Source organism: Litorimonas sp. RW-G-Af-16 (assembly GCF_048319245.1).
Taxonomy (GTDB): Bacteria; Pseudomonadota; Alphaproteobacteria; order Caulobacterales; family Maricaulaceae; genus Litorimonas.
Window position 1 is genome coordinate 1,870,411 of sequence record NZ_CP166993.1, and the last position, 12,608, is coordinate 1,883,018.

Below are 12,608 nucleotides of genomic sequence, written 5' to 3' on the forward strand. Positions count from 1 at the left end.
CTCAATCTTTGCGATTATAAAAACTACCCGTGCGGGTCGAGAGCAGCGCGGGGAGCGGGATGTCCTCTTGCTTCAGGAAGCCCTTGCTCGGCAACTGACCCTCACGCACAAGCTCGATCACAGAGACAACGGAGCCTGCGGTCGTCCACGCAATCGCCGTGCGAGACTCGCCCGCGATCATCAGCGGTTTATAGCCATTGACGAATTCCTTGCGCGACATTTTTCCGTCGATCAACCCTTCTGCGGCCACGTGCACATAGACAATATCCTGATCCACAGGCGGCTTGGCATGAACCAAAATACGTCCCGCCTCCTCACGATTTTCACGCATTAGCAATTCGTGGAAAAAGAAATTCATCAGATCAAAATGGCCTGGGTAGCGCATGGTTTTATAGTCGAGATTGGCGACTTTCCCCAAATAGGTTTCGCACATCGTCCCGAGACCGCCTGATGTTGTGAACGCTTCAAGCTGCAGTCCTTCAATATAGATTTGCTCACGCCATTCCATCGCAGACACCCATTTGCGTTCGCCGTCTTCGATCACTTCGCAATCATTCAGATACTCGTTGACCACGCCTTCGGGCGACCAGTTAAAGGCATATCCCATTAGGCCCGTCGGATTTTGCGGCAGCGCCCCCACGCGCATGCGACAGCTACGACACTCATCAAACTGCGCAATTAAATTGGCGCCGACAATGCCAACAAACCCGGGCGCGAGGCCGCATTGCGGCGCCATCAGCCCTTGGGAAGTCACGGCCAAATTGCGGATATGATTGGTCGTCGGTACATCTTCTGTCAGGTCAAAATAGTGGATGCCTGCCGCATGAGCGACATTAGAAACTCCGATATTTAAGTGATATGGCAGACACGACAGCACGGCATCGACCCCATCAAAAATCTCGGCCAAAGCATCTGCATCCTTCACGTCAATCGCTCTCACGTCGTGAGAAAATTTCGCAGGATCAGCCATGCTATCTACGCCGATCACTGTGAAGTCAGAATCGACGAGTAATTGCGCCGCCAAAGCGCCGACTTTTCCTAGACCTAAAACAGCGATAGATTTCATGGTATGATTCCCTGACACACTTTTTTGCTGTTTGCGGGGTTTTCAACGGGCAAACAAGGGCGCATTATAAGGCATGGTAGCACAAATGTTTCAAGATTCAGATCATATGCGGCGGGATTTTTCCAATGCACTCTCCGACATGTATCGCCGTGAAGTCCCCGCTTACGGCACGCTTATCGACATTGTTGCAGAGATAAATGCAGTGGACGGCGAAAAAATAGACAGCGATGCGCGACTGGGCGGAGAGCGCCACGGCGCCATTCGTCTAGGCACGTCCGCAGAATTAAACTTGATTGGGCGCGTCTTTGCGCAGCTCGGCATGCACCCCGTGGGGTATTACGACCTCTCTGTTGCTGGCCTGCCTGTCCATAGCACCGCCTTTCGACCTATCACACCCGAAGCCTTTGAGATCAGCCCGTTTCGCATGTTTACAAGCCTGCTGCGGTTAGAAATGATTGAAGATGCCAGTTTACGGGATGCGGCCGAGACGGCCCTGGCTACGCGGCAGATTGTATCTGCGCGTGGATTGGAACTACTGCACAAGGCAGAAACACAGGGTGGACTGAACGCGAAGGATGCGACTGAGTTCGTTGCTGAAATCGTAGCTATTTTCGCGTGGCGTGCGGAAGCCCATGTTACGCTTGATCTGTATCAGAAGTTATTAGAGGCACACCCCCTGATCGCAGATATTGTATCGTTTCAAGGTCCGCATATGAACCACCTCACCCCGCGTGTGCGCGACATTGATGCCGCACAAGACGCGATGCGCGATGCGGGGCTAGAGGCCAAGTCAGTGATCGAAGGGCCGCCGAAACGGAATTGTCCGATCCTCCTGCGTCAAACAGCGTTCAAAGCCTTATCCGAACCCGTAAAGTTTCAGACAGCGTATGGCTGGGAAACGGCGCATCATACGGCGCGCTTCGGCGAAATCGAACAACGCGGGGCGGCCCTAACACCGAAAGGGCGAACATTATATGATCGTTGCCTCTCGGCCAAAGACTTCACTGATTTTCCTGATGATTGGGCGCAAATGGCGGCGCAAGGCTTGGCCTATTTTCGTGACGGCAATCCTGTCACTTATGAGGACTTTCTTCCCGTATCTGCAGCCGGGATATTTCGCTCTAACTTAGGTAGCGAGGCTCGAGAGCTATCCGAGGGCAACGCCAATCAAAACGCATTCGAGGCAGCACTTGGCCGCCCCGTTTTTGATATGTTTGAGCTTTATAAAGCCGTAGGGGTGGCAGCCTAGCTGGAGGAGCCAGACTGCCAAAGACACCTACGCGGCGTTTTCAAATTGGTTCATCGTGTTGTGCTCGCCGCCCGCTTTCAGCGCGCGATCACCCCCCGTCATCTCTTTAAAATCATCGCCGAGATTTGAGCCAACTTCGTGCTGATGTTTCACGGCAGACACATTCGTGCGAATTTCTTCGCGTTGAATATTCTTGACGTAAGCCAGCATTTTCTCTTCGCCGAAGTAACCTTCTGACAAATCATTCATCACCTTGGCTGTGCCGTGGAACGTCGGCAGGGTAATAAGATTATGGAACACGCCAGCTTCGCGAGCGATGTCCGTTTGGAAACTTTGCAGACGACGATCCGCCTCTAGGCCCAGCGCATCTTGATCATAAGCTGCGCTCATTAGCTGAGTCCCGTCAGGATAATCACCTGCTGAAATCGTGCCCGCCGCAATCCAATCTTCCCGCACTTGCTTGCGCAAATTCAGCGTCCAATTAAATGACGGAGAGTTGTTGTATGTGAGTTTGGCATGTGGTGCTTTCTCGCGAATACGACGCACCATTTCTGCAATCTGCGCGACGTTCGGGGTGGCTGTTTCGATCCAGAGTAAATCTGCGCCGCCTTCATTAAGCGAGCTAATGCAGTCTTCAACCACGCGATCAATGCCTGTATTATCTTGGAACTTATAAAGGCCATTTGGCAGTCGCACGGGCTTCCGCAGTTGACCATTTAATTGAATGGCAATCTCGCCGTCAGAGAGATTATTTAAGTCCGACACAGGCGTCGTCTCAAGCCACTTCGTATATTCCGCTGCACTATCGCCAGCTTCGCGCGACACAGGAATCTTCTGCGTCAGGCCAGCGCCAAGGCTGTCGGTACGCGCCACAATAACGCCGTCATCCACACCGAGTTCTTCGAACGCCATGCGGACAGCGCGGAGCTTCTCAACGAAATCTTCGCGCGGCACAGTTACCTTACCGTCTTGATGACCACACTGCTTGGCGTCTGACACTTGGTTTTCAATTTGAATACAACAGGCACCCGCTTTGATCATCTCTTTAGCGAGCAAGTAAGTCGCATGAACATTCCCAAAACCTGCATCGATATCAGCAATAATCGGACGCACATAGCTCTCGAAATTGTCAATCTTTGCAATAACTTCTGCGCGATTCTTCGTTGTTTTTAACTCCGCGAATAAATCATTGAGATCCACTTCATCGGCTTGACGCAGGCTCGTATAAATCTCTTGAATAAGATCAACGACAGATGTTTTTTCGTGCATGGATTGATCCGGCAAGTGACCAAACCGATTACGAAGGCCTGCAACCATCCAGCCTGATAAGTAGACATACGCCTTATCTAGCGAGCCCTTTTGACGCTTAATCGCACGCATCATTTGCTGCGCATGAAAGCCAGACCAGCAGCCAAGAGATTGCGTGAATTCGCTGGTATCATTATCGTAACGCGCCATATCAGCCCGCATCACTTTGGCCATAGCCTTGGCAATATCCAAATGTGTTTCAAACGTGTTTTGCGTCTTCAACTGCGCAACATGTTCGATGTCAATTCCTGCAGGCGCACCGTTTGGAAAGCGTTTATTTAATTGCTGAATTGTATCCGAGTAAGTCATAATTAATTCTCCAAAATTTCGTAAGCTGGGATAGTGAGGAAGTCTGGTAAGATTTGCGCGGTTGCTGTTTGCGTGAAAATATCGGCGGCTTCAGGGAAGCGTTGCGCAGCATAATCATCACCCAATTCGGCTTTCAACTTCGCGATCTCTTCATTGAACAGACGCTCATATAGACGGGTCGTCAGAACCTCTTTGAAGCCACCTTCCATCTCCACATTCGCGCCATGGGCAAGCCATTGCCAGATTTGTGCGCGTGAGATTTCAGCCGTCGCTGCATCCTCCATCAAGTTATGAATAGGCACCGCGCCGCGACCACATAACCACGCCGAAATATAGCGGATCGCAACTTCGATATTTGTGCGAACGCCTGCTTCCGTTACTGTGCCCGAATGCGGCGACAACATTGCTTCGTCAGAGATACGGCGGAATTGACGCTTTTTATGGATTTGGTGCTTGGATGGCATTTCCTCGTCAAAGACCTCCATCGCCACCGCGACCATACCCGGATGCGCCACCCAAGTGCCGTCATGGCCCAGTTTGGCCTCACGCTCTTTATCGCGGCGCAATTTATCAAAGGCGATGGTGTTCGCGGCCTCATCATTCTTCACAGGAATTTGTGCAGCCATCCCGCCCATCGCATGTGCACGACGCTTATGACACGTCTCAACCAAGCGCGTGGCGTAAGCCGAGAGGAAGTCGCGATCCATTCCAACTTGCGCACGATCTGGCAGCAAGAATTGCTTATGATTGCGCAGCGTCTTGATATAACTAAAAATATAGTCCCAACGACCACAGTTCAGGCCCGTAATATGACGGCGCAAGACGTAGAGAATTTCGTCCATTTGAAACGCTGCTGGTAATGTTTCGATCAGAACAGTCGTCTTGATCGTACCATTTTCCATGCCCACAAACGCTTGTGCGAAGTTGAACACGTCATTCCACAGACGGGCCTCTTGATAGCTTTCAATTTTTGGCAGGTAGTAGAACGGACCACGATCGTTTTCGGCCAACAGCTTTCCGTTATGGAAGAAATGCAACCCGAAATCGACGAGGCTAGCTGACATCGGCTTGTCATCAACTGTGATACCGTTTTCTTCCAAATGCCAACCGCGGGGACGGACGAGCATTGTCGCCGTCTCCACGTCGAGCGCATAAGACTTTTTATCAGTCTTTAGCGCTAGCTCTCCCCGAGCGTAGTCACGCATATTGATCTGTCCTTCGATCATATTGGCGAAAGTGGGGCTGCTGGCGTCTTCGAAATCGGCCATAAACATCTTCGCGCCAGAGTTTAGCGCGTTAATCATCATCTTGCGGCTCACGGGGCCTGTGATTTCCACGCGGCGATCTTGCAGCGCAGGCGGGCACGGGTCGACTTCCCACATGGAATTACGGATGTGGGCCGTTTCCAATGGCTGCGTCGGCATTTCACCGTCATCAAAGCGCTCTTGCTGCAGACGGCGGTTTTCCAACAAAATTCGACGCTGCGGTCCAAAGCGGCGCTCTAAGTCTGCGAGGAACAGCAAAGCATCCGGCGTCAAGACCTCGTTATAGCGCGACGCATAAGGGCCACTCGCCGCCTTGACGACCTTGGCCAGCACGCGGTGGCGAGGGATAGGTTGATCTGAATGTGTGACTGGCGCGTTCATAGCGGCCTCCATTTTTAATTTATGCCCTACTATATTTACAAGAAATATCGAAAGTATATAAGTAATTGTAAAACATGGGTATTTTTGTAATGATTGTAACACAACAGATGTGTTATTTGTAAATCTTGTAAAGATTGAGAAAGAGAAACATGGCGCAAAGTGATGAAAAATTACTGGTCGGCCCCCGCTTGCGGCGCTTCCGTCAAACCTTGGGCCTGACCCAAGCTCGCATGGCGGAAGACCTCGGCATTTCAAGCTCTTACCTCAACCTGATGGAACGCAATCAGCGGGCCTTATCCGCCAAAGTCTTGCTGAAAATGGCGGAGATTTACGACTTTGACATTGCGGGGTTTACAGGGGCGGGCGATGCGCATTTGGTGGCCGAAGTGTATGAAGCCATGCGTGATCCACTGTTCAAAGGCGAAAGCCTGTCCAAGAATGAGGCCGAAGACTTGGTCAATGTCAGCCCGACAGCCGCAAAAGCGCTGCTTAAACTCTATTCGAAACACCGCGATGCGGCGCGGCGAGATGTGGACATTACGGTAGATCGTGACAAGGTCGAACTGTTGGAGCAATCAGCGGAAGCCGTTGAAGTCGTCCGTCGTTTCATCCATCAGCAGCGCAATTACTTCCCCCGTCTCGACGCCGCCGCCGAAGCGTTATCCCAAGAATTAGGACTGACAAAACGAGAGCCTCACGCCGCGCTGACAGAACGCTTGAAAGAAAAGCACGACCTGTCTGTGCGGATCGTTCCTGTCGATATTATGCCGCAAATGCTGCGCTATTTTGATCGCCATTCCAAGCGGATCAACCTCTCAGAACTCCTCCGCCAATCGGGTCGGCGCTTTCAGCTGGCCTTTCAAATCGGCATGCTAGAGCAGCGAGAGCTAATCGACGAAATCGTCAAATCTGCTGCCCTGCCCGGTCGGGAAGCTGAAGGCTTGATGCGAACCTCGCTCGCTAATTACTTCGCGGCCGCGGTGATCATGCCTTATGCACGCTTTTTGAAAGAGGCGGAGAGCAGCAAATATGACGTCGACTTGCTCTCCCACCGCTTCGGCACCAGTTGGGAACAGACAGCCCACCGCCTGACCACATTACAAAAACCAGACGCCCGTGGCATCCCATTCTTCTTTGTGCGGATCGACGTGGCGGGAAATGTGTCAAAGCGCTTCTCAGCTGGGAGGTTTCACTTCTCCAAATTCGGCGGCGCGTGTCCGCTCTGGAACATCCATGAATGTTTCCAAACTCCCGGGCGCACGATCAGTCAGATGATCCAAATGCCCGACGAGACGACCTATTTCTCGATTGCCAAAATGGTCAGTCGGTCAGACGGCACTTATAATGCTCCCGCGCAGAAACTCGCCATTGGGCTAGGTTGCGACATCGCTTACGCCCCGCGACTAATCTATGCGCAGCAATATAATTTGGACAATCCGCAACCGACGCCGATTGGCATTAATTGTTATCTTTGCGAGCGCCCGCATTGTCGCCAACGCGCCCACGCCCCGTTGAACAAAACACTCAGCTTTGACGAACGTGCGCGCGGCATGTCACTTTATAGCTTCCGCGAAGACTAAATACGTGCAAGATTTCTGAAGACGTGGCGAAGGATTTAACCCCCTCGCCCGTTCATTGATATGCACTATTAATTTGTGAGGATTTGAGCATAGCCGCATTTAAGATGACATCATCGGCACATCACGCCATGTCGCGCTTTGGTCTAGGCCCATCCAAAGTGGATAGTTTACGGCTGGGCGATACGCCGAAAGCGTGGCTGCACGCACAAATTTCATCATATAACCCTGCCCCCGCCATGCTATCCGATCTGCCTGACAGCGCTACAGTCTTGGCGGAGCAATATAAGGCCCGGAAGATCAAGGACGAAAAACGCCGCAAGATGAAAGGCAAAATGCGACGCGAAGTTTTTACGACCGCAATGGAGGCTCGCACCGCGCAATTTATTCAAAGCCAGACGCCTTTTGCAGAGCGCCTCGTCATGTTTTGGAGCAATCACTTTACAGTGTCGCGCACGCGCGGCCTGATCGGACCAGCCCTGCCTGCCTACGAGCGTGAAGCCATCCGCCCGCATATTTTCGGTAAATTTGAAGATATGCTGACCGCTGTTGCGCAGCATCCCTGCATGCTGCTCTATCTCGATAATGTCAGCTCTATCGGGGCAAATTCACCGCAGGGGCAGCGGCGCAATCGTGACTTAAACGAAAACCTCGCCCGCGAAATCCTGGAGCTACATACGCTAGGCGTCAAAGGCGGATATTCGCAAGACGATGTCACGAGCTTCGCAAAAATCCTGACGGGGTGGACAGTATCACGCAAGGTGAAAGCCTCGAAAAAGCGCTCCAATGCAGCGCGTTATAACCCCCTTGGCAGTTTTCAATTCAACGCGAATATCCATGAACCCGGAACACAGACATTGCTGGGCCAGCGCTATGCTCAAACGGGTCAAGCGCAAGGCTTAGCGGCTCTGCGCGATCTGGCGACCCACCCGTCTACTGCCACCTTTATCGCGACCAAACTTGTGCGGCATTTCGTTAGCGACACGCCCCCTGCCGACGCTGTTGAAACGATCGCCGCTGTCTTTCGAAAAACGGGTGGTGATTTGGCCGAAGTCTCAAAAGCCTTGATTGACTTGGAGGCTGCATGGGAAAAACCCCTCGCAAAAGTCAAAACACCTTATGATCTGATGTTATCAGTCATGCGTGCCGCCAACATTTCGGGCCCACAAGAGATACCCGACAGCCTGTTTCTCAACTCCCTCAAAACCATGGGTTACGAGCCGTTCTATGCTAAATCCCCTGCGGGTTGGTCTGATTTGTCTTCCGATTGGGTCGCGCCCGAAAGCCTTATCCACCGCATTGAATGGATCAGAGCCTTTGTTGGGGAGGCAAAAATATCGATTGAGCCACCCAAGCTATACGAGCAAACAATCGCGCCTGTTGCTGACCCTGCGACACAATTCATGATCGAGGGCGCGCCGTCCCGCGAAGACGGCCTTGCGCTCATCTTTGCCAGCGCCGCGTTTCAAAGGAGATAGCCATGATCTCTCGTCGCATATTCACAGCTAGCGCTTTGGCGGGACTTGGGATAACCGCCCTGCCTCAACTCAGCTTTGCCAAGGCAGAGACGGATCGACGGTTCGTGCTGATCATTTTGCGCGGCGCTATGGACGGGCTTCACGCGTTGGTTCCCTATGCGGACGCGGATTATTACAAGCTTCGCCCCACTCTATCTCTCGGCGCATTAGGGCGAGCGGATGGCGGTGAGCGTCCTGCGATTGCACTCAACAGCAGCTTTGCGCTGCACCCAGCCCTTGCAGCGCTCAAACCCCTCTATGACGCCAAAGAATTGGCGCTTATCCCCGCCATCAGTTCCCAATATCGTCGGCGCTCCCATTTCGAAGCGCAAAACATGCTCGAAGGCGGCGGCGCGCAGCCTTATGCGCAGAAAACAGGCTGGCTGAACCGTGCTATCGCCCAAATTAATCAGAGTGAGCGTATTGGTCTTGCGCTCGGGCCTAATGTGCCGCTGATCCTGCAAGGCAGTGCACCCATCCGGTCTTGGTCGGATAGCCGTCTGCCAGAACTGGGCGAGGACTTTTTGTTCCGTATGGACAAAATGTTCGAAAATGATCCGCTATTTCACAAGGCGTTCGCGCAAGCGCAAATGGACAAAGAAATGGGCAGCGATATGAGCGGTATGCGCCTGCGCAATAATCGCCTCTCGCCATCGACGAAAGCGGCCTGCAATCTATTGAAAGAAGTCAACGGCCCGCGCATTGCCGTCATTGAAGCAGGCGGTTGGGACACGCATTACGGACAAACGCGCCGCTTGACCCAGAATTTTGAACAATTAGCTACAGCCGTCACCAGCATGAAGACCGATCTAGGCCCGCTCTGGGCCAAAACGTCTGTGATGATCGTGTCTGAATTTGGACGCACGGCGGCTGAAAACGGCTCTGGTGGCACCGATCACGGAACGGGCGGTCTGGCTATAGTCGCTGGCGGGACAGTGAACGGCGGACAAGTCTTGGGCGATTGGCCGGGTCTATCCCCAACAGCCCTGTTTGAAGATCGCGACCTGGCGCCAAGCAACCAGCTAGAAAGCCTGTTCGCCGCCGCCTTAACACAACATCTCGGCCTGTCTGACGCCAAAGTCTTTGATCACGTCTTCCCTGATCTCAAACAGATCAGACAACCAGCCAGCGATATGGCGGGCCTTTTCAAGGCATAAAAAACGGAGCCCCAAGAGACTCCGTTTCAATCTAACTAATCATACGCGACTGCTAGCTAAGCTGGCAAATATCCAGCGCGTTAATGTCGGTGTAGTCGAGATTCTCGCCCGCCATGCCCCAAATGAATTTATAGTTAGACATACCAGAACCCATATGGATCGACCACGGCGGAGAAATCACAGCATCCTCGTTTTCCAATACCAAATGACGCATCCGATCAGGTTCACCCATGAAGTGGAAGACCCGCGAATTTTCATCCATGCCGTAATAGAAATAAATCTCTGAGCGACGGTCATGTAGATGCGGCGGCATTGTATTCCATACACTGCCCGGCTTTAATTCCGTCATTCCGACAAGCAGCGAACAGCTCTCGCAAATACCTGGAATGATATATTGATAGATCACGCGATGATTGCTCTCTTCCAGCGATCCACGCTCGAGCGGCTTGGCCATATCTACCGTGATTTTTTTCAGCGGAAGGGCTTTGTGCGCGGCCGCGCTGATCAGGTAGAAATGCGTCGGCGCTTTGGCGTCATTGCTTTTAAAGCTAACCTCTTCGCTGCCCATCGGCACATAAAGCGCCTCCTTAGGGCCAAGCTCTGTGTCTGTGCCGTCGACCGTGACTGTCCCAGGATTTTCGCTGACATTGAATACGCCAAGCTCGCGGCGCGTTAGCAATGACTGCCCCGCTGCAGACGCAGGCTCTGTATGCTTAGGCAGGCTAATCGATCCTTTGACCGGGGCCGCACCACCTATAACTAGCCGTTCATTGTGGGAATAGAACAACCGAATTTCATTATCCGCAAACATGCCCTGTACCTGATAGCGGTCTTTGAGCGTTTCATTGTCGATGTCTTCCATCGATGCGGGGTGGGTCGCCTGATAAGTCTTGCGATACATAGATCTCTCCTAGAGCTTGAATTAAGTTTGGGGGGGTCAGGTCGATGAAGAATTCACCCAGACCATCGAATTTAATATGGGAATGAGAACCGATCTCCGTCTGATGCACCCCAGACACAGCACCCGTCGACACATAACTCCCAGCGGGCAATGGATAACCGATAGCCCGCAGGTGGTTAATCAAAAAACGGACAGCACCAAATGGGCCTGCCTCGCCAATGCCCGTGGGCTTCTCGCCCGCTAAATCACCGTCAATCACGACGCTAACAGCGTGCTGGCTGAAGTCGGTATCTTTGGGGATTTCAGGGCCAATCGCCATGCCGTTATTATTCCCAAAGTCACTGATGATCGACATCGGGCCGAGGTCATTGACCATGATCATCGGACTACTGGCGATCTCCGCGCCGATGTAAACGGCGTCTACCAGATTGATAATGTCATCAATATTGACGTCGCGGTCAGGCAATTCACCGAGCTTAACCACATATTCCGCCTCCATCGCCGCAAAGCCGCCAACAAAAGCTGGCATGGTGATCGTCTCATTATTTGCAACTGTTTTGACAGCCCTCTCAAAGATTGGTCCCGCCAGTCGCTTCGCGCCAAATTGCTCTGCAAATTGCGGGGCTATCCCGCCGACTTTCCAGCCAATCACCTGATCGCCAAATAAGCCGACTGACCGCATTTGTACGGCGTATGCGGCCTCCAAATTCGTCGGCAATTCGCCTGGAAACCCAGCTAAAGCCCGCCCCGTTTTTCGGGCTGTCAAAAGCGCGTCTGAAATCGAGATAGTCTTTGCAGTCATCATAAATGCGGTATGACACATATCTCCCATCCATGACAATGATTGGTAAGACAAATTTATAGTCTTCAATGTTTCGGGGGCGACCAACACAGAATTCTAATCTGGAAGACTGAGAGCTTAGCGTCTGGTGGAACGGTTCTAACACACGCACACAGCAGCGATCCTGTCCAGTGTAGTATTAAAAAGAGAAGAAATTTGGTGCGGCCGAGAAGACTCGAACTTCCACGGGTTTTACCCCACAGCGACCTCAACGCTGCGCGTCTACCAATTCCGCCACGGCCGCACATTAAGGTGCGCGCCGTATAGCTAGACTTATTGACTTTGTGAAGCTTTAAATGTGCATAAAGATGGGCCATATGACAGCTATGCGATTTGACCCTAAATTATATTCTGACTCCCATGTCGACTGGCGCGTTAGCCTTGAATTGATCGACTATCTCACTGCGGTGACTTTCATGGAAGAACGCGCCGCCGAGATCGCAGCGGGCAACGCGCGGGAGATGGTATGGCTCCTAGAACATCCGCCACTTTACACGGCAGGGACCAGTGCCGATGCGGCAGATTTAGTGGAGCCAGATAAATTTGACGTGTTCCAGAGTGGACGCGGCGGGCAATATACATACCACGAGCCTGGGCAGCGTGTGGGCTATGTTATGCTCGATCTGCGCACGCGCGGGCGTGATGTTTCGGCCTTTGTGCGGGCGCTAGAGCAATGGATTATCGATACGCTAGCGGAGTTTGATATTACGGCTGAGCGCCGCTGCGGACGTGTGGGCGTGTGGGTCACGCGTCAGGGTGCCAGCGGTGCGGTGGTTGAAGAAAAGATCGCGGCGATCGGCGTGCGTCTGCGCAAATGGGTGAGCTTTCACGGGATTAGCATCAATCTCAATCCAGACCTCACGCATTTTGGCGGCATTGTGCCCTGCGGGATTTCTGAACATGGCGTGGCGAGCTTTGAGAGCCTGGGAAGCAAGGTGACCATGGGAGAGTTAGACGCCGCACTTACGAGAAATTTTGCGCGGATTTTTGGGCCCGTCAGCGAGGTATAAAAAACCCGCCGACTGGACTAACCAGCG

The 12,608-nt window shown here is 52.6% G+C and carries 10 protein-coding genes and 1 tRNA gene; 5 read left to right on the top strand and 6 right to left on the bottom strand.

Annotated features, from left to right (window positions below; translation table 11 throughout):
• Position 1: 1 nt before the first annotated feature.
• The gene (locus AB8615_RS09220) at positions 2–1,066 is read right to left on the bottom strand and encodes a saccharopine dehydrogenase C-terminal domain-containing protein (RefSeq protein WP_409432307.1); all 1,065 of its coding nucleotides are present in this window, start codon (positions 1,064–1,066) and stop codon (positions 2–4) included.
• A 73-nt stretch (positions 1,067–1,139) separates the two neighbouring features.
• Between AB8615_RS09220 and AB8615_RS09225 the strand changes: the two genes are divergently transcribed.
• Complete coding sequence (locus AB8615_RS09225) at positions 1,140–2,315, top strand: 2-oxoadipate dioxygenase/decarboxylase family protein (protein ID WP_409432308.1); 1,176 nt, start codon at positions 1,140–1,142, stop codon at positions 2,313–2,315.
• A gap of 27 nt (positions 2,316–2,342) precedes the next feature.
• Here the strand turns inward: AB8615_RS09225 and AB8615_RS09230 are convergent, their stop codons facing one another.
• Together AB8615_RS09230 and aceB are read right to left on the bottom strand one after the other, a co-directional pair.
• Positions 2,343–3,932: an isocitrate lyase gene (locus AB8615_RS09230; protein WP_409432309.1), complete on the bottom strand. Its 1,590-nt coding sequence runs from the start codon at positions 3,930–3,932 to the stop codon at positions 2,343–2,345.
• Positions 3,933–3,934: 2 nt separating this feature from the next.
• Positions 3,935–5,578, bottom strand: a complete 1,644-nt coding sequence (aceB, locus tag AB8615_RS09235) for a malate synthase A (protein ID WP_409432310.1) — start codon at positions 5,576–5,578, stop codon at positions 3,935–3,937.
• 149 nt (positions 5,579–5,727) lie between these two features.
• Here aceB and AB8615_RS09240 point away from each other — a divergent pair, with 149 nt between their 5' ends.
• The 3 genes from AB8615_RS09240 to AB8615_RS09250 all read left to right on the top strand — a co-directional run bounded on the left by AB8615_RS09240 (position 5,728) and on the right by AB8615_RS09250 (position 9,829).
• Positions 5,728–7,158, top strand: a complete 1,431-nt coding sequence (locus AB8615_RS09240; protein WP_409432311.1) for a helix-turn-helix domain-containing protein — start codon at positions 5,728–5,730, stop codon at positions 7,156–7,158.
• Between the two features lie 104 nt (positions 7,159–7,262).
• Positions 7,263–8,633, top strand: coding sequence for a DUF1800 domain-containing protein (locus AB8615_RS09245; RefSeq protein WP_409432312.1), 1,371 nt, complete (start codon positions 7,263–7,265; stop codon positions 8,631–8,633).
• A gap of 2 nt (positions 8,634–8,635) precedes the next feature.
• On the top strand, positions 8,636–9,829 hold the full coding sequence (locus tag AB8615_RS09250; RefSeq protein ID WP_409432313.1) for a DUF1501 domain-containing protein: 1,194 nt from the start codon (positions 8,636–8,638) through the stop codon (positions 9,827–9,829).
• 52 nt (positions 9,830–9,881) lie between these two features.
• Here the strand turns inward: AB8615_RS09250 and kduI are convergent, their stop codons facing one another.
• From kduI to AB8615_RS09265, 3 genes are all read right to left on the bottom strand, one after another.
• Positions 9,882–10,730, bottom strand: coding sequence for a 5-dehydro-4-deoxy-D-glucuronate isomerase (gene kduI / locus AB8615_RS09255; protein WP_418152283.1), 849 nt, complete (start codon positions 10,728–10,730; stop codon positions 9,882–9,884).
• Complete coding sequence (locus tag AB8615_RS09260) at positions 10,672–11,496, bottom strand: 2-keto-4-pentenoate hydratase (RefSeq protein ID WP_418152285.1); 825 nt, start codon at positions 11,494–11,496, stop codon at positions 10,672–10,674. The genes kduI and AB8615_RS09260 overlap by 59 nt, the downstream gene beginning before the upstream one ends.
• 232 nt (positions 11,497–11,728) lie before the next feature.
• Positions 11,729–11,815 (bottom strand) — tRNA-Leu (locus AB8615_RS09265).
• A 73-nt stretch (positions 11,816–11,888) separates the two neighbouring features.
• Here AB8615_RS09265 and lipB point away from each other — a divergent pair.
• Complete coding sequence (gene lipB, locus AB8615_RS09270; RefSeq protein ID WP_418152287.1) at positions 11,889–12,581, top strand: lipoyl(octanoyl) transferase LipB; 693 nt, start codon at positions 11,889–11,891, stop codon at positions 12,579–12,581.
• Positions 12,582–12,608 lie beyond the last annotated feature (27 nt).

Bases quoted from the DNA above. Each gene is read 5' to 3' on its own strand.
- AB8615_RS09240 (WP_409432311.1), top strand. From the start codon at position 5,728: ATGGCGCAAAGTGATGAAAAATTACTGGTCGGCCCCCGCTTGCGGCGC.
- lipB (WP_418152287.1), top strand. From the start codon at position 11,889: ATGACAGCTATGCGATTTGACCCTAAATTATATTCTGACTCCCATGTC.
- aceB (WP_409432310.1), bottom strand. From the start codon at position 5,578: ATGAACGCGCCAGTCACACATTCAGATCAACCTATCCCTCGCCACCGC.
- AB8615_RS09245 (WP_409432312.1), top strand. From the start codon at position 7,263: ATGACATCATCGGCACATCACGCCATGTCGCGCTTTGGTCTAGGCCCA.
- AB8615_RS09225 (WP_409432308.1), top strand. From the start codon at position 1,140: ATGGTAGCACAAATGTTTCAAGATTCAGATCATATGCGGCGGGATTTT.
- AB8615_RS09250 (WP_409432313.1), top strand. From the start codon at position 8,636: ATGATCTCTCGTCGCATATTCACAGCTAGCGCTTTGGCGGGACTTGGG.
- AB8615_RS09220 (WP_409432307.1), bottom strand. From the start codon at position 1,066: ATGAAATCTATCGCTGTTTTAGGTCTAGGAAAAGTCGGCGCTTTGGCG.
- AB8615_RS09230 (WP_409432309.1), bottom strand. From the start codon at position 3,932: ATGACTTACTCGGATACAATTCAGCAATTAAATAAACGCTTTCCAAAC.
- kduI (WP_418152283.1), bottom strand. From the start codon at position 10,730: ATGTATCGCAAGACTTATCAGGCGACCCACCCCGCATCGATGGAAGAC.